Origin of the sequence: Halobacillus litoralis, from assembly GCF_004101865.1 — a bacterium.
Lineage (GTDB): Bacteria > Bacillota > Bacilli > Bacillales > Halobacillaceae > Halobacillus > Halobacillus litoralis_A.
Window position 1 is genome coordinate 1,334,177 of record NZ_CP026118.1, and the last position, 21,398, is coordinate 1,355,574.

The window sequence follows — 21,398 nt, forward strand, 5'->3', positions numbered from 1 at the left end:
TTCTCTTTATTAACAAGAGGCGTGCATGCCTCCATCTACGACCAGAACATCACCCGTCACATAGTCAGAAGCTTTACAAGCCAGGAAAAGCGCCGCACCTTTCAAATCTTGTTCAGATCCGAAACGTCCTAATGGAGTCCGGTCCAAAATGAAATCGCCGCCTTGTTCAAGAACGCCTTTGGACATTTTCGTGGGGAAGAAACCAGGTGCCAAAGCATTTACCTGGATGTTGCTTTCTCCCCACTTGACAGCAAGATCTTTGGTGAAAGTGATGACAGCTCCCTTGCTTGCATTATAGCCGACCGTTTGCATAAAACGCGGATCTGCTCCACCCAGTCCAGCGACTGAGGCGATATTAATGATTTTACCTGACTTCTGTTTAAGCATTACTTCGCCGACTTTTTGAGACATTAAGAACGTCCCTGTTACATTTACATTCATCACTTTCTGAAAAGCCTCTAAAGGCATATCAAGGGTGGGCGCCCCCCAGGTGGCTCCACTATTGTTGACAAGAATATCTATTGTACCGAATCGATCCACACTCTCTTGAACCACCTGTTCAACATCTTCTGGCTTTGTGATGTCACAGGCGAGGGCTAACGTCTGTACCCCTAAATCACTCTCCAAGCGAAGGGCTACTTGTTCACAGGCCTCCTTCTTTCGTGAACAGACGATAATATTCGCACCTGCTTCTGCTAATCCTTCAGCAATTTGTTCACCAAGTCCCCTTCCTCCACCAGTCACAAGAGCGGTCTTTCCCGTCAAATCAAAAAGTTTCTTTACATGCATGGTCTCACTCCTTGTATTTAGATAATTCCAGTTTAGCTATTTGGCGGCGGTGAACTTCATCAGGCCCATCAGCAAGGCGTAAGGTCCGTGAATTCGCCCATTGGGCAGCCAACGTGAAATCTTCACTGACTCCCGCTGCTCCATGTGCTTGAATAGCACGATCGATGACACGTAAGGCCATATTTGGGGCGACAACTTTAATCATAGCTATTTCTGTTTTTGCTTGTTTATTGCCGACAGTATCCATCATATAAGCAGCTTTCAGCGTTAATAGCCGCGCTTGCTCCAGATCAACTCTTGAATCAGCTATCCATTCCCTTACCACTCCTTGTTCAGCCAGAGAACGATGAAAGGCTACACGGTTTTGTACACGCTTACATAAATCTTCAAGTGCTCGCTCAGCTGCTCCGATCAACCGCATACAATGATGGATACGACCTGGCCCAAGTCTTCCTTGAGCGATTGCGAATCCTTTTCCTTCTCCCCATATGATATTCTCTTTTGGTACGCGCACATTAACAAAGTCTATCTCCGCGTGACCATGTGGAGCATGATCATATCCGAAAACCGGCAGCATGCGGCGGATATGTACCCCTTTAGTGTCCAGTGGTACTAGAATCATAGATTGTTGCTCATATCTTTGCGCATCCGGGTTCGTTTTCCCCATAAAAATAGCTACCTTGCAACGAGAGTCGCCTGCTCCGGAGGACCACCACTTCCTCCCATTGATGACGTACTCATCCCCGTCCCTTGTAATCCGTGCCTCGATGTTCGCAGCATCCGAGGAAGCCACTTCTGGTTCTGTCATGGAAAAACAAGAACGTATTTTCCCTTGTAAAAGTGGCTTTAACCATGTGTCCTTCTGCTCTTCGCTTCCATAACGGGCTAAAACCTCCATATTGCCAGTGTCTGGAGCGTTGCAATTGAAAACCTCAGGTCCAATTAAAGATCGTCCCATCATTTCACACAAAGGAGCATATTCAAGGTTGCTCAATCCTGCACCATATGTATCATCTGGTAAAAATAAATTCCATAATCCTTGCTCTTTAGCCTTAGCCTTCATCTCTTCCATGATCGGCAGTGTTCCATCCCAACGACTTTCCTGCGACTTTAATTGGTCTTCGTAAACAGACTCGTTAGGATAAACCCATTCTTCCATGAATTCCTTCAGCTTATCTTGATAGTTTTTTACTTTTTCTGTGTAATCGAAATTCATTTCATTTTCCTCCTTTCCTCCCTAACATACCAACCGGTTAGTATCCTTACATTTTATACCTATTATTCTGAAAATTCAACATAAATGAATGAATACTCATTTTTTGAATTAAAAAAGATGCCAGTGTATTCTGGCATCTATCGTAGAGAAAATTTTCATGGTGTGGTAATCCATGAACCTACAAGAAAAGCTGTAGGTATAATAAGATATGTATATGAAGTGAAAGTGGGTTGGCAATTGCCCTTACACCACCCGTCTATTTTTCTATTCCCTCACTTTTCAACTTTTCATTATTGCTCTCTTATCTTGAATGCTCTGCTTCGAAATATTCTAAGGTTCCCGTTACTAAGAATAGAGCTTGGTAAAAATTAAAATTTCACATAAAAAAAGACCCACAAAAGAAGGTCATTTTATCCTTTTACTGCAGGATTTGTTCCCCACCAACCGCTCTGTTTACGAAGGTTAACAATTTGACCGATATGATAAGCGTTATGATTGAATAGATGGGAAAGCGTTTCGCTCCAAATTTCCAGCTTCTCATCACTGCATGTTTTAATCTCCGCTCTAAATTCACTCATGACCATTTGAAATGCTGAAATCCTTCTGTTCCAGGAGATATGATCGTGGTTTTGAAAGGTATTGTAATGCCGTGGAAGTTCAGGCACTTCCTTTCCACAGAACCGATTCAAGTACCTTTCGTTATAGAAATATAAATGATGGACAAGCTCAGCGATGGAGTATGGATGATCCTCTTTTTTAGCTGTTGCTTCTGCCTCTGTCAACTCTTTAACAGCCACATTAAAACAGACAAACCAATTGTTTTCATCATATACGGACTGAAGTTGTTCTAGCAGGATTTCCCTAACGCCCATATTAACACCTCCTTATAATGAACATTCCCCATTTTCATGAGGTTAATCCTATAACTTCCCTTTTCCGGTGCATGGAAATGGAAAAGATTAGTACTTAACTTTATAATAGAAATAATTGCGACCATTTTAATTACAAAAGCATTTTAAGTAGAGAGGGGCTATTGTTGTGGACTTGAACCGATCTTTGCATGATTTTTTATTAAATCGATCCTTTGCGCTTACAGAAGAATGGTATGAATCCTTGGATAAAAGTGAGTCTTCAGGAGTTTATGCTGCCCAGGATGCAGAAACCGTCAAACAGCTGAAAAAGAAAAATTACGAATTTCATAGATATTTGTCACAGTTGTTCATTTTAGAGACAGAGGAATTCTATCAGCAAATCAATGAATGGATTTTGAAAATCGCACGGGACCCAGATCATCTTGAGACCCCTACACACGATATTATGCGTGAATTCATGAGAGTCAGAGAACAGTACTTAGATTTTCTCAATGATTTTATCACCTATGAAGATAAACATATTTCCCGTGATCTAGAAGAGTCATGGAAACGCAAACTGATTGAAGCTTTCGATCAAATCATGTTTCAAGTAGCAGAGGAAAAGTCTACACAATTAAATAATCAGATTGAGAAACAGAAATCTGTTATTAATGAATTGAGTACTCCGCTGATTCAACTGGCAAATGACAGAGCACTGCTCCCCTTGGTTGGAAACATTGATACAGACCGGGCAACGGCAATATTAGAAAATACTTTACAAAAATGCACAGACCAGGAAATCGATCATCTCTTCATTGACTTGACCGGGGTTTATCTTGTAGATACGATGGTCGCACATCAAATCTTCCAATTGATTGATGGATTGCGCTTGATTGGCGTCGTTACAACTGTTGTCGGCATCAGACCTGAAATCGCCCAAACCGCTGTTCAATTAGGAATCAATTTCAGTCAAGTGAAGACCACTGCCACTTTATCCCAGGCTATGGCTAAAGAATATATCTAGAACTCCCTTCTTAAGGAGTTCTAGTTTATCATTTCATTCAACATTCTTTTAAGAAAAGGAATGGTATACTTCTCTTTTTCAAATTGTGAAGATAACCATATGATATGGTCCTGTATAATCAAAGCCATGCTGTATACGGCTTTTGGATGCTTCTTTGCTGAAAGGTGTCTATAGACTATTCTCATTTGTTCAACCACTTCTACCGGCAGCGTCCGATCGATCGTTTTTAATCCTAATTGCGCACGTTCTGGGCAGTACCTTTGTAACAAAACCTTTGCTATATTAATCCCTAGATCATTTGCCACCTTCACTGCCCAAAAGTCATTCCCACGGTCAGCTGCTTTTTTATATTGTAAAAGAAAAAAAGCCACATCTTCCACTGCATAATGAAAATCTTTTTGTGACAACCATAAGTTTTGATGATCTTGGAATCTGTCCATACGTCGTGCGGGATCATAGAGCACCTTAAAATAATCTTTATGTACAAGTGTTTTTTCCGTAACCGTAAATAAGTCGACATGCAACAAGTTTTCATAAACAACAATGATCTGTGGAGCAATAATGAAAATATCATCGTAGAAGATAATGGATTGATAACTTTCGAGATGTTTTTTTCTATTTTGTAAGAATGCAGCCTTATTTTCCTCTTCGACTAATACATAAAGGTCGACATCGGAATTTTCATCTTCTTCTCCACGTGCCATTGACCCTTTAAGAAAGACAGCTTCTACTAGATTATCTTCTCTTAAACTATGTACGATAGCCTCTACAGCCTTTGTTTGTCTCATTTTTCATCCTCCCTGGAAAAATAAATATTACACCATCATATAATAAATGGTGATTTTTGTAAAAGGAGATGTCAAAGATCATTCTCCGAGAGGCTCACTCAAACAAAAAGGAAGGGAGACTCATTCTGAGAGTCTCCCTTCCTTTTTATCATTTTTATCGAATTTGACCGGTACCCTTCATCAAGAACTTCACTGTTGTTAGCGCAGGAAGTCCCATCGGGCCTCGAGCATGCAATTTTTGAGTGGAAATGCCGATTTCCGCTCCGAATCCCAGTGCACTACCGTCAGTAAAACGAGTAGAAGCATTATGGTAAAGAGCCGCTGCATCAACAAGTGCGAAGAATTTTTCGGCAGCCTCTGAATCTTCAGTTACGATCGCTTCAGAGTGTTTGGTGCCGTACGTTTCAATATGAGCAATCGCGTCTGTTAAATTGTCAACGGCTTTTACAGCGATGTCAGTGCTCAAGTATTCATTCGCCCAGTCTTCTTCACCGGCAAGCACTGATCCCGGAATGATTTCCTGAATATATTCATCACCGTGTACCCCAATATCATTCGCTTTCAATGCAGTTATCAAAGCATCTTTATACTGTTCCAACCATTCTTTGTGCACAACTAGCGTTTCCGCTGCGTTACATACAGCAGGACGATCTGTCTTTGCGTTCACAAGAATAGCAATCGCTTTTTCTACATCTGCATCTTTGTCTACATAGATGTGGCAGTTTCCTACTCCCGTTTCAAGGACTGGTACGGTCGCATTTTCGACAACGGCTTGGATAAGCTTACCGCCACCACGAGGAATGAGCACATCAATGTGTTCTTTCATCGTAAAGAGTTCATTTGTAGCAGCACGATCTGTTGATGCGATGAACTGAACAGCTTCTTTAGGAATCTTCGTTTCCGCTAAACCGCGGTGCATCACTTCAACAATCGCCTGGTTGGAGTTGATAGCAGAAGATCCTCCCTTCAATACAATTGCATTACCGGATTTCAAAGCAAGCCCTGTCGCGTCAACCGTTACGTTGGGGCGTGCCTCATAAATCATACCGATGACGCCAAGTGGTACTGTCACTTTTTCAACTTGAAGACCATTCTCAAGTGTCCAATCTGAAAGTACTTGGCCGGTCGGATCTTCAAGCTGTGCAACGTCGCGCAATCCTTGAGCAAAACCAGCGATACGTTCCTTAGATAAAGATAGACGATCCATGAAGGCATCAGTAAAGTCTTTTTTACGTCCATTTTCTAAGTCTTTTTCATTCGCAGTAAGAATCGTTTCGTATTCCCGTTCAAGAACATCAGCTAAATGAAGCAGTGCTTGGTTTTTCTCTTCTTCAGAAAGAACCAGCAGTTTTTTGGATGCTTTCTTAGCTTCCATTGCTTGCGCTTCAACGTTCACATTACTTTTAGTTAGTGTCATCAAAGACCTCCTTGATTATTTTAAACACCTACAGGCATGGCAACTTCTAAATGGCAGACAAAGTCTTTACGTTCAATAGCTGCTTTATCATAAGACTCTAATTCCGGTTCGGTCAGACTGATCATTTCTTCCATTTCTTCTGAAGAATAATTTACGACTCCAAGCCCAATTTCATCGCCAGTGAGATCGTGAATACGCACGACAGAGCCCTTTTTAAAGCGGCCTTTAACATGATGAATGTTCATTGGCAGCAAACTCTTCTTCATCTCAATGATTGATTCCTTGGCACGATGATCAATAATCACTTCCCCTTCAGGTCCTGAGTTGAAAGCGATCCATTGTTTCTTCTGATCCAAGTTTTCTGAATCTGTTGTTGTTTCAAAGTACGTGCCTTTGGCGTTGTAATAAACGGCATCATAAACGATGCTCGGTGTATTGGCTTTGCCTAAGAAAGAAGAAATGCCAGATGCCATAGAAATCTTGAATGCATCGATTTTGGATTTCATACCACCAGTACCTACAGCACTACCTGGGTCACCAGCCGCTTCTTCGATTTCCGGGGTTATTTCGTGGACTTTGTCGAGTAGTTGAGCGTCCTCATTTTTTCTTGGGTCCGCATCGTATAGTCCATCAATATCAGATAGAATAATCAATTGATCGGCGTCGACAAGTCCTGCCACTTTAGCTGAAAGCGTATCATTGTCACCGAATTTCAGTCTGTCTATTGTGATCGTGTCATTCTCGTTTACGATCGGAATGATCCCACGTTCGAGCAATACATTGATTGTGTTACGAGCGTTGTTGTAACGATCTTCGTCAGAAAAGTCACTACGTGTAATAAGGATTTGAGAACCCATATAGCCGTGGGATAGGAAGAGATCGGAATATGATTCCATCAACAATCCTTGACCAATGGATGCGGCAGCTTGTTTTTCCGGCAATGTGCTCGGGCGCTCTAAGCATCCGAGTTTGCGATAGCCTGCTGCTACGGCTCCTGAGGATACGAGTAAAACTTCGTGGCCGTCGTCTTTTAAACGAACGACTTCATCTACTAGCTTTTCTAATTTACGTCGGCTGATTTCTCCGTGCATACTGGTGAGGGAACTACTCCCTATTTTAATTACTACCCTTTTTTTGTTTTGAGTCAACATATCACTCCTATTTAGCATTTTTGCATCGATTTTCTTCGATTATTTGCTTCCTACAAGTAGTCCTTCAAGTTCTTTGCTCAATTCTTTAGAACGGCTGGCCGCTCCTTTGATTGCTTCTGATATTGCTTGCCCGCCGCCATTTTCATTTAATGCGTCGAGTCCTGCAGCAGTTGTACCATTCGGTGATGTTACGTTTTCGCGAAGTTCTGTCGGGCTTTCATCACGTTCAAGCATCATCTTGGCTGCACCAAGTAGTGTTTGAGCTCCGATTTCGCGCAACGTTTCACGGTCCATCCCTTCGGCACGACCTGTTTCTTCAATATGCTCCATTAAATAATAGAAATATGCCGGTCCACTTCCTGCGATTCCTGTGAAAACATCCATTTTGTCTTCTTCGATGACAAAGACCTCTCCGATGGAACGCAGCAATTCTTTTGCAACGATCACTTTATCCATTGCAACGAATTGACCTGGGCAAATTGCCGTAGCTGATTCGCGCAGCATACTCGAAGTATTCGGCATAACGCGGATCACTTCTTGGCGATCGTTCAGACGCTCTTCCATATATGATGTTGAAATACCAGCAAGTACAGATACAAGTACTTGATTAGGTGTCAATTTATCTTTTAAATCTTCAAGTACAGCATCAATGTCCTTTGGTTTCATTGCCAAAATGAATTGATCGACTTCAGAGAAATTCAACTCATCTTTCAAGACTGTGCGTACTCCATATTTCGAATTGATTTCATTTAAACGTTGTTGATTACTTCGATTGGTTACAATGATGTTTTCAGCTGGAATATTACCGGATTCCACCATTCCTGAAATCATCGCTTCAGCCATTGAACCTGCACCTAGAAAAGCAATCGTTTGTTTAATCATTTGGGTTAATCTCTCCCGTTCGCGTTTTTTGTTCGCTTTATTTAAGACGTGTTTCATCATAACACTGGGCAAAACATATTCAAGGGTTTTTTTGCATGTCGGGTCTATAAGAGCCAATTAGTTAGTGTAAACGGTTTCACGGAGAGATATTTCCACTTCATCGCTTCTCATCGGAAATAATCTCGTCTCACGCTTATATTTGCGCATTGAAATTTCAAGAATAAACGGATAACACTAAATTAAGGGAATTTACTGACAATTATCAAGCTCGTATGAAATCTTTGAAATACACTCAATTCAATAATACCAACATCATAAAAGCACGATTTCTTTGACCTTCTACGAACAAAAAGAACATCTGTTGATTACTTTCAACAGATGTTCTAGGATTCATTGATAAAGTGATTCAGTTTTGCCAGTTGCTGGTTCAGTTCACCAATCGGTACGAAGCGCGCTTTCCTGAACAACTCTTTCCCTTTTGAGTAAATCAGGACGGCCGGAACTGTCATGACGGAAAACCTTCCCGCGATTTGTGGTATTTCATCTGCATTGACTTGCCGCGCCTCAATCTGTGGGTATAGTTCCAGCAAATTCTCTACTTGAGGAAGTAATCCATGACATACGGAGCAGCCTGGCCGGGATACAAAAACTATTGACAATCCCTGATCATCTACAAACGTGTTCAATTCTTCTATAGAATGTATAGATTCCAAAGTGCTCACCTCTATCTTCATTATACCAATAAATAGATTGAATTTTCTCGTTTAACCAATTGATTAATAGTAAGTGTTTGAAAGAGTTTTTCAGAGTGATATTGACTTTTATGGTCATATCCATTCATATCTTAGAATAAAAACAAACCACAAAGATGTTAAAAAGGAATGTGGCTTGTTTGCGTTCTTTTATTTATATTACTTTCACCTGTAATTGATATTTTATACAGTATATTAAAATCACGTTAGCAGAGAATTTAGTACACATGCCTGTTGCTGAAGCCCTGTTTTCAAGAGGTTACACCTGTCACTGACTGACTCGGGCTTGCTCCAAAAGTAATTAATCGTTTAATCCCTTGCCATTAAGAATGTGCTGCACATACTTTTCAACCCTGGACTCTCGCGTTGTAGTTTTTTTAGCTTTAGAAAAGTAAAGAATATATGCTCTTTGGCGACCAGGCGTCAAGGCTTCAAAAGCAGCTTTCAAACCCGGAATTTCATCGAATTTTCTTTCAAGTTCTCCAGGAATCTCTTCTTTCTTTTTAAATTCCACTTCCAAACCTGCTTTTTCAACTGCAATAGCTTCATTAATATAGTCTTTTACAATGTTCTTCCGAGCAACTATATCCTGCACATTGGTGAACCGAATTTGACGCGCAGCCTGTACATTCTCTGTTTGCTGTATTAGAATTCCCTGAGCGTCCTTCAGCAAAGCTCCTTTGTGAAACAGAAGCGCACAATACTCTTTGAATCCATGAATTAAAACGATGTTTTTTTCCTGAAACGTATAGCAAGGTTTACCCCACTTCAATTCTTCATTCAGATTACAGTCCAGAATAATATCTCTCAACATCCCATATTCTTGCTTCCACTTTTCGGATTGACTTAAGAACTCATCAACCTTAGGATTCATATTATTACTTGTCATGAACGACCCCCCTTTTCAAATGCCCTTTTCTTGAATATACCGCAACATTGCCTTATTTTCCACACCTCATACAAGCTAGTGGATCGCTTAACACAGATCAGCCCTTATTCTGCAATCATAATCTTAGAAGCTTGTCTGCATTCACTAATAAACGACAACATATTGAAGTGACTTTGTGCTGGCGGACTTCTTACAATCAACAGAAGTATAATTGCATTAGCTAATGTCCTCTTTTTCACTTTCATCAGGGGTGATACATTTAATTAAGACCTTCTATTAAACACTTTCAGACTAAGTTAATGGATGAATTAAATTTGATAAATATGGTAATTGGAGGAATGATGAAAACGAAACCCCGGGTAAAATTGCCTTCTTAAAAAAACTACCTCATCTGAAGAGATCACTAAAGAGCTGCATTTTTAGTTGAGCATTAAATTAAGCAGCAGAATTGGACGAATTCATCGTTCAACTCGGCTGCTTTCAATGTACAAGAAAAAAAGAGTGCTTTCAGTACACTTAAAAGGACGTTATCTATTGCAAACGATCAGGATGGACTTGCTGGTGTTGTTTCGTTTCGACTTCCTTGAATAGGTCTTCAGCAAGCGGATTCGCTTCATCAGGCTGTACAGCTTGATTCGGATTCAACATTTGCCTTAATGACTGGATTTGCTTATTAAGGTTATCAATGTCTTTCTTGGTTGCTGGCCTTTTCTCCTCTTTCAATTCATAACCCACCTGCCCATTCGGTTCAAGGGTGGCAGATTTGACATCTGCTATGGAGGTAATATTCATTTGCCTTAACTTCATCTCTAACTGATCCACAGTGAAACGTACTTTTTTCAAATTTTTCTCATTCAATTGGCCATTTTCAATGATGGATACTGACCTTCCTGTCAAAAAACGCTCCATAAAATCAAATTTCACCTGGGTGAATTCCATCGCAATCAACGTTAGGACAAGGACACCCCCGACGCCGAACGTCACCCAAATATTTTTCCCTGCCACCGGCTGAATCAGTAATGACCCGATAGCGATCATAATTACCGTTTGCGACAGAGTCATTTGCGAGATTGACTTCCTACCTGCAATCCTCAGTATGATCGTACCGACCAGTATGATTAAAACAGCTTTCCATATCCAATCCATTAGCTCACCTCACTATTTCATATGTTTTCCCATACCTTATGAGATATTCTTTTAAAAAGCGTTGCAAAAGAAGGTATTTTCCGATATAATCTTTTCAAATATCTAAATTCTAGGAAAAAGAGAGTAGCTATAATGGAAACAGCTTAGCGAATCAGGGATGGTGAGAGCCTGATCGGATTTCTGATAGTGAACCGGACTTTTGAGAAGCGATCCTGAAGAACAAGTAGGGATATAAGCCGGGGTGTCCCCCGTTAACAACTTCGAGTGGCTGATTCAGCTATTAGAGTGGTACCGCGAGCATAAACCTCGTCTCTTCAATAAGAGACGAGGTTTTTTTATTCCATATTTCGGAGGACAGACTCGTCCACCTAGGCTAGGGGTTCGTTCATTCCATGTTGAATGAGTTGTCTTTGAAATGACGAGGCTCCCGCGGGAGAAGGGGCTAGGCGAGACCCTGTAGTGAGTGTCAACGACCTAGGAGGCTTGCCAGTTCCGCCGCAGGAAAGCGAGTTATTTCAAAGACACTCCTCTACCTTATTCGGTATCGAACCCCATTATCTCGGAATCGAGCCTTCAAGTGTACTGAACGTTTTGGGAAAAACCAGATACAAAAAAACAATAACGGTTAATATACTTAATTTTAAGGAGGAATAGATAGTGGAAAAACATATTTTAGCGCTTCAACTATCGCACATACTCGGGGAGGATTTTCCCCGCGACTGGGTGCATGGATTAATTGAAACACCTAAACAGGGAGATCATGGTGATTTGGCTTTCCCCTGCTTCCAACTAGCTAAGACGTTTCGTAAAAGCCCCGCGGAAATCGCCAAAGAAATCGCACCAAAACTTCAACACCAGGTATTTCAACAAGTCCGCCCAGTTGGAGGGTATATCAATATATTTTTAAATCAATCATTCATCGCCGATCATACGCTTCAGCAATTACTTGCAGATCCTGGTCAATTTGGATCCCTTCAATTCGGGAAAGGGGAAACAATCGTACTTGATATGTCCGCACCTAACATTGCGAAACCATTTTCTATGGGTCATTTACGTTCAACGGTCATTGGTAATGCACTGGCTAACCTGTCGGAAAAGTGCGGGTATGAAACCGTAAAGATCAATTATATCGGGGATTACGGAACACAATTCGGAAAGCTGCTAGCTGCCTATCAAAAATGGGGCGATGAAAAATCCGTGCGTGAAAACCCCATCCAGGAACTTACGAAAATCTACGTTAAATTCCATGAAGCTTCCAAAGAAGATCCTTCTTTGATTGATGAAGGGAGAAGCTGGTTCAAAAAATTGGAAGAACAAGACGATGAGGCAGTGAAACTTTGGAGGTGGTTCAAGGATGCTTCACTGGAAGAGTTTGAAAAAATCTATCGACTCTTAGGCATCGACTTCGACTTGATACGAGGAGAGGCCTATTACAATGATAAGATGAGTGACACCATCAATCTTTTAAAGGATGAACAATTGCTTGTTGACTCAGAAGGAGCGCAAGTAGTCCGTTTGGACGAGGTGGGTTTACCTCCGTGTCTCATTCGCAAAAGTGATGGGACCACGATCTATGCGACACGTGATTTAACAGCAGCTATTGACCGCTTTAATAATTACCAATTCAATGAAGCTTTATATGTCGTCGGTCATGAACAGACTCTTCATTTTCAACAAATACAGCAAGTATTGCAGAAAATGAACTTTTCATGGGCTCCGAATTTGAAGCACATTCCGTTCGGGATGATGCTGAAGGACGGCAAAAAAATGTCCACACGCCAAGGAAAAACCGTATTGTTGGAACAAGTATTAAAAGAAGCGATCACTCGTGCTGAGAAAAATATCGAGGAAAAAAATCCGACATTAGCAAATGCTGGAGAAATTGCAGAACAGGTGGGCGTCGGTGCTGTCATTTTTCATGATTTAAAACATGACCGCCGCAATGATGTGGAGTTCTCTCTTGAAGATATGTTGACCTTTGAAGGCAATACAGCACCGTATATCCAATACACACACGCAAGGGCTGCTTCCTTATTAGAAAAAGGCTCGTTCCGACTAAAAGATGCCGTAACCACATTTGATGATGAGCTTGCTTGGCCGATCATCAAGCTTGTACGGAATTATCCTGTGGTTGTAGAGAATGCTTACAAAGATTATGACCCTTCCAAAATTGCTAAATACCTCTTAGATGCATCGAGAGCGTTCAATCAATATTATGCCAAAACGAAAATACTGGAAAGTGACCAGCAGCAAGCACGTTTGACGGTCATTTTCGCTTTGACAGTGGTCTTGAAAGACGGGTTGAATATATTGGGAATTCAAGCCCCACTCCAAATGTAGAAGGGAATATTTCCCGCATCGCCTTCCTTCTATTATAATAGGAGGAAGACTAACATAGGAGCGGATGTTCATGTACCCGATTTATTATATCGTCGTCATTCTTGTTTCAATCATAGCCCTTATCAGTACCATCGTGATTGCGAAAAATATAAGCAAGGATGATCAGGAATCTTCTCCGGATCAGGAGTTGGAATTATTGAAAAGTGAAAGTAAAAGTTCCAACAGCATCCCTATGTTAACCACTATTTACACGATCACTTTTGTCCTGGTAATCATCCTGATGTGGATCTTCATCTTTTAATAAAACGGGGCTGGGATAAAAGAATTTCTCCACTAGAAAATCCGAACAAATCGTTCGGGTTTTCTTTATGAAGCAATAAATACATACGTCGCTCCGGCAACATACTTGAGGCTATTGAAGAACTGCAACTTTCTGAGTTATGCATCAAAGAAAGGCCGGGCAGGACGGTTTTATCGTTCAACTCGGCTTCTTTATTTCGATGAGACATTTATAAATCAAAGAAAATCACTCTTTTTAGATAAGCCTCGTTGCTTCCACGATGAGCGTTCGGTGGTGACGCCTGCGGGAACAGCGCGAGCCGAAGATCCACTTGGTCAATGTTCTTCTTGACCAAGTTAGTTGAGGCCGTGCCCGCGGCAAGCATCCACCGACAAGCGATTCGTGAGAAGCAACAACAAACTTTAACAGTTCCTCTAGATTGAAAAGGTTTTTTCAGTAGCTTCAACATACTTCGCTTTCTGCGGGCACGGCCTCAGCCTCCTCTGAAAGCAAAGACCGCTTTCTCCCGGGGGCTTGGTCTTTGCCTCGTACTGTTCCCGCAGAAGTCTACGTATGTTGCCTATGCTTCATTTGATCCATTCTACTTTATTGTCCATCTTTTCCAATGGCAGTTATCGTTTTGTCCCAGCCTCGTTTCCTATTATTGTCTGATTATACTTGAAGGACTAAATCAGCCTTTTGCTCAGGCTTGATTGTTTGTAAGTAATAATCTTCTGCTTTCCAATATCTTCTTTCAAACTTCGCTGACTTTTTTCGTGTTGCTTCCTTTTCCCGAGCAAATCTTTTTTCTCTAGGACAGTCTAAATATATGACATAATCGAAAAATTCCCGCCATTCTTCACGTTGGAGAAAGATACCTTCTATTAAAACCACACAAGTATCAGGTAACGTAACATTTTGCCATTCACAGCAATCCAACGAAGCTGTGTATTTATGTAAGTTAAATTCTCTTTCCATTTTCAAAATTTCAAAGAAATGGTTTCTTAACCAGAGCACATCCCATTGTAGCTGGTAATACTCAAACCACTCTTCCTGGCCAGTATGATAACGTCTAGATTTACTAACGATATAATCATCGATATGAAAAGTGTGAACATCATATCTTCCACATAACTGCTCCCCGAGTTCTTTCACTATTGTCGTTTTTCCTGCCCGGCTCAATCCATCTATTCCGACTATGAACCTTTCTCCCTTTTGAAGGTGGGGTAATGATCCCCAAAAGTTGCTCAAACCTTTCACAATGTATCACTCCTTATTTTCGGACCTGCTGAGAAACCCTGTTGTTCTTTACGACCAAGTCATTCGATGGGCAAAGGGAAGGTAACCACGGTGCTCTCGCTTTTTTCAAGTAAACATGCCTATTAACAAAGGTAAAGCAGAAGTCATCTTTAAGCATTCCTGATTGCATAATTATACCAATATTGACACATACTCTCGATAAATTCATGTTATCTTTCACATAGGTCTATGAATATCTTAATAACAAGGGGAATAAAACTTAAGTATTTGCCTCCTCCCCGTTCTTTCTTGAGGCATCCCCCGACAACAAACATGAACAAGACAAAAAGTTAACAGAGCCTTGTGAAAAAATAAAGGAGCTGTCTGTTGTGAATCAATCAAATGTATTTCAAAATCTCACTTATAAGCAAATGAATTTCTCTGAGGTGTTCTCCCATATCATCACCTTTATGAAAAAGGAACCAATCGCAAATTACCGTTTAATGGTCGGGACTGATTCTCAAGTTCATCCTTCTAATACACTATTTATTACAGGCATCGTTATCCAACGTGTCGGCAAAGGGGCGTGGGCGTGTTTTCGAAAAGAAATTGTCCATAGAGAAATGACGACTTTACATGAACGGATTTCTTATGAAACGTCATTGACTGAAAAAGTAGCTGCTTTATTTACAGAAGAGAAAAAAAACGAATTGATTGAAATCGTCCTCCCCCATATTTATAAAGGAGCGACCTTTACTATTGAAGGACATATCGACATTGGTTCTGGAGAACGAAATCGGACAAGGGTCTATGTGAATGAAATGGTTGCAAGAATTGAATCATTAGGAATGGAGCCGAAAATCAAACCTGATTCGATCGTCGCAAGCAGCTATGCCAATCGATACACAAAATGATTCTAAATAACCCGTGTCCTTGATACAATTGTATTAAGGAGGAAATTTATGAACAATAAAGCCATTACATCCCTAACTTTGGGCATTATGTCCATTTTTATTCCAATAGTGGGCCTGATCATCGGCATTTTCGGTCTCACCTATGCCAATCAATCTTTTAAGGAAATGAATGAGGTTGAATCAGAAGGAAAGAACTTTGCCATCGGAGGAAAAGTATGCAGTATCATAGGTATCTGTATCCAGGCAGGGGTCATTATATTGATTGTTACTGGATTTTTCTTATTTTCTTCTTTTAAGAGTTTTGTATTATGAAGAAAAGCCCAAATGTCTTTCAAATTTGAAGGACGTTTGGACTTTTCTTTAATATCAGTCCATTCCGGAGCGAGTCGATTGTTGGTCAGCAGTTTCACTTTTAGTCATTAAAAGAGCCAATAGTATCGCTAATACTCCAGCTGTCAATTTACCGACGATTACGGATAATATCATATCTTTTTCAACACCTGCTACGAATGCGAAATGACTGCCAAACACAAAAGCACCGCTTACCGCAAAAGCCGCATTCACTGTCTTCCCTCTGTCATCCATGTCCTTCATCGTCGCCAGCATTGGCAGATGATGAGCTAAAGAAGCGATCAGCCCCGTCATTGCTATAGTGTTTATGCCCATCTTCGCACTCATTTTCGCTAAACCTTTTTCTCCATGTTGATTGATAAAAGCAACTAATGGATAAGCCCCCGCTAACGTCACAGTTATCCGACCGACGATAGTGACTCCTTCTGACAAAGGAGCCATCCCTGGTAAAAGAACCATTCCTGTCAATGTTTCAATAATAATCAGAGCTAAACCGGTGATGATGATCAGTTCTATAGTTTTTCCGAAATAAGAAAATAAGCGGATAGTCATATTTGTAAATAACCATAAACCAGCACCGATCACTACAGACAGAATGATGGCTGGTGTTAAATTGCGCAACATCCATAGCCAATCATAACCTGCGATCCAACCTCCTATTAAACAGCCAATCGGGACGGTTACCAAGCCAGCTAGAATGCCCTTAGCAAAAAAAGGACGATCTTTCTTTTTTACAATCGTCAAAGCTACCGGAATGGTGAAAACGAGGGTAGGTCCCATCATCGTCCCTAACAAAGACCAGGAAAATACCGCCGCTTTTTCCTCCAATGCCAGCGAACTTGCTAGAGGATACGCTCCCATATCAATTGCCAGCAACATGGAGGCGAACATGGAAGGGTCTGCACCGAACCAATGAAAAAGGGGAGAAATAATCGGCGCCAGCCATCTCGAAAGTACAGGAGCAAGGGAAATGATTCCGACCATGGATAAGGCTAATGGACCCATCATCATGAAGGCTTCATAGAACCTCCATCCTAAAGATAAACGATGATTAAGGACGTAGTAATCCAAAGCCCCGAGCATCATGAATATGCACATAACAATTAAAATGCCATCATTGAACCACACGCCGCCTCCCTCCTTTTTCAGATTACTAACGATTTACCTTTCACCAAATCCTGAAACTTATTAAATATTTTATAATTTCATGCACGATAAAAAAAGACCTCTTTTTCAAGAGATCTTAAATTTAACTTCAGCCAATTCCACAAGCGACGGAACCGTTTTTTTGTAAATATTTCTGATGGTGTTCTTCTGCCTCATAGAAAGTCGTCGCTTTCTCGACTGTTGTGACAATCCGACGTTTGAAGACTCCTTTTTCTTCCCACTCTTTAATCTTTTCATCCGCAATATACTTTTGACTTGCTTCAGAATAGAAAATAACTGAACGATATTGGTGACCTATATCAATCCCCTGTCTATTACGAGAGGTCGGATCATGAGCTTCAAAAAAGATATTCACCAGTTCTGCGTAAGTGATCACTGTTGGATCATAATCGATTTTCACCGCTTCTGCATGTCCTGTACCGCCTGCTTTTACCTGCTCATAAGAAGGGTGTTCTAATTTGCCGCCTATATAGCCGACTTTAGTCATTGTGACTCCTTCGAATTTTTCAAAGAAAGCTTCTACACCCCAAAAACATCCTGCACCGAAAATAGCTGTTGCCATTTGACATCGTTCCTTTCCCTTAACGCAACTTCTACCGAGAGCCTGACGGTTTCAATTAACCAAAAGACCCCTTTTCTTATCCAGTAAGAAAAGGGGTCGCTAATATCCGCACGATCCTCTCATCTCTTAGGATGTTAACCATCCTACAGGAATTGGCACCGTTCTCGTCAATCCTTGGATTGATTCGATGGTTGCCGGGCATCAAAGGGCCAGTCCCTCCGCCTCTCTGGATAAGAAGTTTCCGTTATTTATTTTTTGTTAATTATCATCCTACAATGTTTTTGTATCGAAGTAAAGGATTACTGCTTAAAAATTTCAAAAACAGCCTATCCCATTCTCCTGCTACCATTGTATTCATAGAGTACCATACTCATGCCTGTCCGAAAAAAAATGTGCTTTTTCACTGACTTCCTGTGGTATGAACCTCCTCAAACGGCTGGACAATCACAAAACCGTCCCCTTCAAACTCCATTTGGATCGATTCACCACTTCCCCGCCCGATAAACGTTTTGAAACTGATATCCGTCTTGAAATCAGGTTCAAGGTGACCGGACCAAGCAACCGTTGCGTGCGGGTCTGTGATGACAGGTTGGCCAGGTCGTACAAGTAAAGTCAATGGTTCATAATGGGAAGTGATCGCCACACGGCCACTGCCCTTCAAGGTCACATTGAATAATCCTCCTGAAACCATCCCGGCAACTTTTTTCATCAATTTGATATCCCATTCAATACTTGGCTCAAAAGCAAGTAAATCATTTCCATTGACCGTAATTGCTTCATTGTCTAAATCGAAAATCGTTATTTTCTTTCCTTGATCGGCAAGGTAAAGTCGTCCGCGTCCGGTAGCTTTCATCAACGAACTGCCTTCCCCTGTCACTGCCTTTTTGAAAAGGCGACCGACTCCATGTTCTAATATCCCTTCACGTTCGAATTTGATCCCCCCATTATAAGAAATCATCGATCCTGCTTTAGCCCAAACCTGATCAAGTAAATTGACTTCTAAAATCCTTGGAGTTTCTAACTCGAAATAATCATTTTCTGTATCATCCTGTTTTGTCTGCCTTATGAACTCATTAATCGAATAATTACTCATCTCTTCTCCTCCTTATGTATGCTCCCTTTTATTCTATGATAAAGGGCTTCCCTATACCATGATGAAGTGATTCCAAGTGAAATTGCGTTTCCCTTATAAGCTTGCAGTTATTACACTGCCACTCTCTTTCAACGGAATTCACTTAATGAGAAACACGACAATCCCGATAAACAAGAGGAAAATCGAGAGTGAAAACATGATTTTCTTCATAATTACGCCACCTTTACTTATATACGTACCTAGTAAAGCAAAGTTTCAAAGGATTTGAGGTTTCTTATAAGAACAATCCGTTTTTATTATGATAGACTCGAGGTAAACCTAATGGTGAAAGGAAGAGTTTTCATGTATGGCTTAGACGAAAAAAGAAATCAAGTGTTAGACTTTGTAAATGAAGTCCCTGAAGAACAAGCCCATCTTACACCTGGCGAAGATCAGTGGTCCATTTTAGAAGTACTTGAACATCTTTATTTGATGGAACAACTTGTCGTTTATCAAATTAACCAAGCCATCAAACAAGGTGACGACCACCAGGCTTCCGAAAAACCTCTCCATCGTACAACGGACCGGGACTATAAAGTGGAAGCTCCCGCTTCGGTGCGGCCAAAAGGAGAATTCATGAACCTTGATGATGCCAAGGAAGGGTTGAAAAAGACCCGGGAGTCCACTCTATCCCTCGTTAATAATATAGAGAAGGAAACCTTGAAAAATCGTGCTTTTCCTCACCCGGCATTCGGTGATCTGAGTTTGGAACAATGGATTGAATTCATTGGATGGCATGAATTACGCCACTTGGAACAAATGAAAGAAGTGAGAGCGGCACTCAATCATTAAAATACGTATGATTACTAGATGAATTTCTTCGCGAGAAAAACAAAAACCCCTGAGTCATTGCGCAATGACTCAGGGGTTTTTGTTTATTCTTGAGCTTTATAATCCTTCGGTTTGATTTCTTCTCCATTCTTGCCAGAATAACGAAGCCCCCAGCCTGTCCAGGCAGCGATGAACATGACAATCAATAGTCCCCAGCCCTGAAAAACGAATGGGAAGACTTCTGCAGGACCGACCACAGGAAGGAAATCATATTGCTCTGCTGCACCTTGAACTGTTGCCCAGGCGAGGAGGACTCCACCACTCCAAGGGAAAATATAACCGAGAGAGGATGTGACAGTATCCAAGAAGTTCGCCCGGCGGTATGCATGAATATTCAATTCCGTCCCTAACTTCCTTACGAATGGCGCCGCAGCTATTTCTGCCGCCGTATTGATTGTAATAAACATATTCAAGAAAGCAACGATTCCGAAAATTGACAACTCAGCCCGACGGACTACATTATTGATAATTCGAAGGAAAAAGTTCTTGATAACGTCCATCGTTCCAGCCACTTCCAATAAATAAGCCGCCGCTAAGATGAACAAGATCAATATCGCCATATTGAAATATCCACCGATTCCATTAATCAAAGCACCTTCAACAACTGCTTCACCAGCGTCGTTTTTATAAATATGAAGCACTTCAGTCAATGGTCTTCCACTCAGGAATATGAATACCACGGATGCTAGTATGCCCCATGAAAGAGAGGTCAATAAGTGTTGGCCACTCAGTGCTAAATAAAGCACCAAAATGAATGGCACCAACATGAGCAATCCACTTGGTGAAACTTCATTTTGTAATTGATTGACGACTTGCTGGCTTCCAGCGTCGCCACCTCCACCTAAAATAACAAATAATATAAGTGCTGGGATAGCTGCTGCTATAGAATATTTGAACCTTGAACGAACGACTCCAGGAACATCCGCTTCCTGGGTTGTGGCGGAAACAATGGTCGTGTCCGAGACAGGTGCCAGGTTATCACCGAATACCGCACCACTCAAAATAGCTGCTAACAAAATAACAGGGTCTGCACCTAATATGACCCCTGCTGGATACATAAGTACACCGAACGTTGCAACCGTACCGTAACCAGTACCGACGGCAGTCGCAAATAAACCGGCCAAAAGAAAAGTGATTCCGACGAAAGCTCCGCCTTCAAGGCCAGACTGGAATCCGAACCATATCAGTCCGTCCACTAATCCACCTGCAGAAAGCATATTGGCGAACATCCCAGCCCAAAACCAGGCAATAATCGCTACGACCCCGACCGGCTGCGCCATTCCTGAAATCAGACTTTGAGCGTAATCCGCCCATTTAGATTTACAAAAAAATAGTCCTAGTGCGATACCAATGACCATTCCCAATACAAGTGCTTGTTCAGTCACGAGTTCAGTGATACTTAACACAATCGCCCATATAATGAAAAACACTAAAGGGATGGTGGCGGCAAATACGCCTCCCCGAAACTCTAATCGTTGAATGGATTTTTCTCCTAATGCTTCATCGATAACTTGATCTTTTTCTTGATCTGCCACTAGACTCCCTCCTCCATTTTATACATTACTGCACCATTACAGTTTAACACCTCCACCCGTCCTTCATAAATAGCGAATATTTAACACTTTAAAGTAAATAAGTGGCAATAATAAGGATAGTTTTAATATCTAATTGTTAGTT

Annotated in this window: 21 protein-coding genes, 1 riboswitch and 1 other annotated feature; of the genes, 6 read left to right on the plus strand and 15 right to left on the minus strand. The window is 41.2% G+C overall.

What is annotated here, in order from left to right; genetic code table 11:
* Positions 1-9 precede the first annotated feature (9 nt).
* From HLI_RS06810 to HLI_RS06820, 3 genes are all read right to left on the minus strand, one after another.
* Positions 10-789: an SDR family oxidoreductase gene (locus tag HLI_RS06810; RefSeq protein ID WP_128524173.1), complete on the minus strand. Its 780-nt coding sequence runs from the start codon at positions 787-789 to the stop codon at positions 10-12.
* Between the two features lie 4 nt (positions 790-793).
* A complete protein-coding gene (locus HLI_RS06815) occupies positions 794-2,005 on the minus strand; it encodes an acyl-CoA dehydrogenase family protein (RefSeq protein WP_128524174.1) in 1,212 nt (403 codons plus the stop codon).
* A gap of 410 nt (positions 2,006-2,415) precedes the next feature.
* The gene (locus HLI_RS06820; RefSeq protein ID WP_128524176.1) at positions 2,416-2,877 is read right to left on the minus strand and encodes a DinB family protein; all 462 of its coding nucleotides are present in this window, start codon (positions 2,875-2,877) and stop codon (positions 2,416-2,418) included.
* A gap of 166 nt (positions 2,878-3,043) precedes the next feature.
* Here HLI_RS06820 and HLI_RS06825 point away from each other — a divergent pair, with 166 nt between their 5' ends.
* Complete coding sequence (locus HLI_RS06825) at positions 3,044-3,880, plus strand: STAS domain-containing protein (protein ID WP_128524178.1); 837 nt, start codon at positions 3,044-3,046, stop codon at positions 3,878-3,880.
* Positions 3,881-3,900: 20 nt separating this feature from the next.
* On the opposite strand, the gene HLI_RS06830 is transcribed toward HLI_RS06825, so the two are convergent.
* From HLI_RS06830 to HLI_RS06860, 7 genes are all read right to left on the minus strand, one after another.
* A complete protein-coding gene (locus HLI_RS06830; RefSeq protein ID WP_128524180.1) occupies positions 3,901-4,668 on the minus strand; it encodes a nucleotidyltransferase domain-containing protein in 768 nt (255 codons plus the stop codon).
* Between the two features lie 154 nt (positions 4,669-4,822).
* The gene (locus tag HLI_RS06835; RefSeq protein WP_128524182.1) at positions 4,823-6,085 is read right to left on the minus strand and encodes a glutamate-5-semialdehyde dehydrogenase; all 1,263 of its coding nucleotides are present in this window, start codon (positions 6,083-6,085) and stop codon (positions 4,823-4,825) included.
* A gap of 20 nt (positions 6,086-6,105) precedes the next feature.
* Positions 6,106-7,236 carry a glutamate 5-kinase gene (gene proB, locus HLI_RS06840; protein WP_128524183.1) on the minus strand — a complete coding sequence of 377 codons (1,131 nt, stop codon included), beginning with the start codon at positions 7,234-7,236 and terminating at the stop codon, positions 6,106-6,108.
* Between the two features lie 39 nt (positions 7,237-7,275).
* Entirely contained in the window at positions 7,276-8,118 is an 843-nt protein-coding gene (proC, locus tag HLI_RS06845; RefSeq protein ID WP_128524185.1) for a pyrroline-5-carboxylate reductase, read from the minus strand.
* Between the two features lie 383 nt (positions 8,119-8,501).
* On the minus strand, positions 8,502-8,840 hold the full coding sequence (locus HLI_RS06850; protein ID WP_347232266.1) for a thioredoxin family protein: 339 nt from the start codon (positions 8,838-8,840) through the stop codon (positions 8,502-8,504).
* 331 nt (positions 8,841-9,171) lie between these two features.
* Positions 9,172-9,759 (minus strand): YdeI/OmpD-associated family protein, encoded by a 588-nt coding sequence (locus HLI_RS06855; protein ID WP_128524189.1) that lies wholly within the window; start codon positions 9,757-9,759, stop codon positions 9,172-9,174.
* 531 nt (positions 9,760-10,290) lie between these two features.
* Positions 10,291-10,905 (minus strand): DUF421 domain-containing protein, encoded by a 615-nt coding sequence (locus tag HLI_RS06860; protein WP_128524190.1) that lies wholly within the window; start codon positions 10,903-10,905, stop codon positions 10,291-10,293.
* 102 nt (positions 10,906-11,007) lie between these two features.
* Positions 11,008-11,222 (plus strand) — a binding site (T-box leader).
* A 337-nt stretch (positions 11,223-11,559) separates the two neighbouring features.
* Here HLI_RS06860 and argS point away from each other — a divergent pair.
* Entirely contained in the window at positions 11,560-13,245 is a 1,686-nt protein-coding gene (gene argS / locus HLI_RS06865) for an arginine--tRNA ligase (protein ID WP_431357400.1), read from the plus strand.
* A 70-nt stretch (positions 13,246-13,315) separates the two neighbouring features.
* The gene (locus HLI_RS06870; protein WP_128524193.1) at positions 13,316-13,546 is read left to right on the plus strand and encodes a hypothetical protein; all 231 of its coding nucleotides are present in this window, start codon (positions 13,316-13,318) and stop codon (positions 13,544-13,546) included.
* A 651-nt stretch (positions 13,547-14,197) separates the two neighbouring features.
* On the opposite strand, the gene HLI_RS06875 is transcribed toward HLI_RS06870, so the two are convergent.
* Positions 14,198-14,776 (minus strand): kinase, encoded by a 579-nt coding sequence (locus tag HLI_RS06875; protein WP_128526832.1) that lies wholly within the window; start codon positions 14,774-14,776, stop codon positions 14,198-14,200.
* A gap of 419 nt (positions 14,777-15,195) precedes the next feature.
* Here HLI_RS06875 and HLI_RS06880 point away from each other — a divergent pair, with 419 nt between their 5' ends.
* Both HLI_RS06880 and HLI_RS06885 read left to right on the plus strand, forming a co-directional pair.
* Positions 15,196-15,678 carry a ribonuclease H-like YkuK family protein gene (locus HLI_RS06880; protein WP_128526833.1) on the plus strand — a complete coding sequence of 161 codons (483 nt, stop codon included), beginning with the start codon at positions 15,196-15,198 and terminating at the stop codon, positions 15,676-15,678.
* A 48-nt stretch (positions 15,679-15,726) separates the two neighbouring features.
* Positions 15,727-15,990 (plus strand): DUF4190 domain-containing protein, encoded by a 264-nt coding sequence (locus HLI_RS06885; RefSeq protein WP_128524195.1) that lies wholly within the window; start codon positions 15,727-15,729, stop codon positions 15,988-15,990.
* Between the two features lie 54 nt (positions 15,991-16,044).
* On the opposite strand, the gene eutH is transcribed toward HLI_RS06885, so the two are convergent.
* The 3 genes from eutH to HLI_RS06900 all read right to left on the minus strand — a co-directional run bounded on the left by eutH (position 16,045) and on the right by HLI_RS06900 (position 18,851).
* Positions 16,045-17,157 (minus strand): ethanolamine utilization protein EutH, encoded by a 1,113-nt coding sequence (eutH, locus tag HLI_RS06890; RefSeq protein WP_128524197.1) that lies wholly within the window; start codon positions 17,155-17,157, stop codon positions 16,045-16,047.
* A gap of 127 nt (positions 17,158-17,284) precedes the next feature.
* Entirely contained in the window at positions 17,285-17,758 is a 474-nt protein-coding gene (msrA, locus tag HLI_RS06895; RefSeq protein ID WP_128524199.1) for a peptide-methionine (S)-S-oxide reductase MsrA, read from the minus strand.
* 116 nt (positions 17,759-17,874) lie between these two features.
* Positions 17,875-17,995, minus strand: a riboswitch (SAM riboswitch).
* A gap of 163 nt (positions 17,996-18,158) precedes the next feature.
* Positions 18,159-18,851 (minus strand): AIM24 family protein, encoded by a 693-nt coding sequence (locus HLI_RS06900; RefSeq protein WP_128524201.1) that lies wholly within the window; start codon positions 18,849-18,851, stop codon positions 18,159-18,161.
* 342 nt (positions 18,852-19,193) lie between these two features.
* Here HLI_RS06900 and HLI_RS06905 point away from each other — a divergent pair, with 342 nt between their 5' ends.
* Positions 19,194-19,682, plus strand: a complete 489-nt coding sequence (locus HLI_RS06905) for a DinB family protein (RefSeq protein WP_128524202.1) — start codon at positions 19,194-19,196, stop codon at positions 19,680-19,682.
* Positions 19,683-19,765: 83 nt separating this feature from the next.
* Here HLI_RS06905 and HLI_RS06910 read toward each other — a convergent pair whose 3' ends face one another.
* Positions 19,766-21,256, minus strand: coding sequence for a Na+/H+ antiporter NhaC family protein (locus HLI_RS06910; protein WP_128524204.1), 1,491 nt, complete (start codon positions 21,254-21,256; stop codon positions 19,766-19,768).
* Positions 21,257-21,398 lie beyond the last annotated feature (142 nt).

Excerpts from the sequence above, each read along its gene's own strand:
- proB (WP_128524183.1), bottom strand. The coding sequence starts at position 7,236 with ATGTTGACTCAAAACAAAAAAAGGGTAGTAATTAAAATAGGGAGTAGT.
- HLI_RS06900 (WP_128524201.1), bottom strand. The coding sequence starts at position 18,851 with ATGAGTAATTATTCGATTAATGAGTTCATAAGGCAGACAAAACAGGAT.
- HLI_RS06830 (WP_128524180.1), bottom strand. The coding sequence starts at position 4,668 with ATGAGACAAACAAAGGCTGTAGAGGCTATCGTACATAGTTTAAGAGAA.
- HLI_RS06885 (WP_128524195.1), top strand. The coding sequence starts at position 15,727 with ATGAACAATAAAGCCATTACATCCCTAACTTTGGGCATTATGTCCATT.
- HLI_RS06815 (WP_128524174.1), bottom strand. The coding sequence starts at position 2,005 with ATGAATTTCGATTACACAGAAAAAGTAAAAAACTATCAAGATAAGCTG.
- HLI_RS06810 (WP_128524173.1), bottom strand. The coding sequence starts at position 789 with ATGCATGTAAAGAAACTTTTTGATTTGACGGGAAAGACCGCTCTTGTG.
- HLI_RS06835 (WP_128524182.1), bottom strand. The coding sequence starts at position 6,085 with ATGACACTAACTAAAAGTAATGTGAACGTTGAAGCGCAAGCAATGGAA.
- HLI_RS06820 (WP_128524176.1), bottom strand. The coding sequence starts at position 2,877 with ATGGGCGTTAGGGAAATCCTGCTAGAACAACTTCAGTCCGTATATGAT.
- HLI_RS06870 (WP_128524193.1), top strand. The coding sequence starts at position 13,316 with ATGTACCCGATTTATTATATCGTCGTCATTCTTGTTTCAATCATAGCC.
- HLI_RS06860 (WP_128524190.1), bottom strand. The coding sequence starts at position 10,905 with ATGGATTGGATATGGAAAGCTGTTTTAATCATACTGGTCGGTACGATC.
- HLI_RS06880 (WP_128526833.1), top strand. The coding sequence starts at position 15,196 with ATGAATTTCTCTGAGGTGTTCTCCCATATCATCACCTTTATGAAAAAG.
- HLI_RS06905 (WP_128524202.1), top strand. The coding sequence starts at position 19,194 with ATGTATGGCTTAGACGAAAAAAGAAATCAAGTGTTAGACTTTGTAAAT.
- HLI_RS06855 (WP_128524189.1), bottom strand. The coding sequence starts at position 9,759 with ATGACAAGTAATAATATGAATCCTAAGGTTGATGAGTTCTTAAGTCAA.
- proC (WP_128524185.1), bottom strand. The coding sequence starts at position 8,118 with ATGATTAAACAAACGATTGCTTTTCTAGGTGCAGGTTCAATGGCTGAA.
- msrA (WP_128524199.1), bottom strand. The coding sequence starts at position 17,758 with ATGGCAACAGCTATTTTCGGTGCAGGATGTTTTTGGGGTGTAGAAGCT.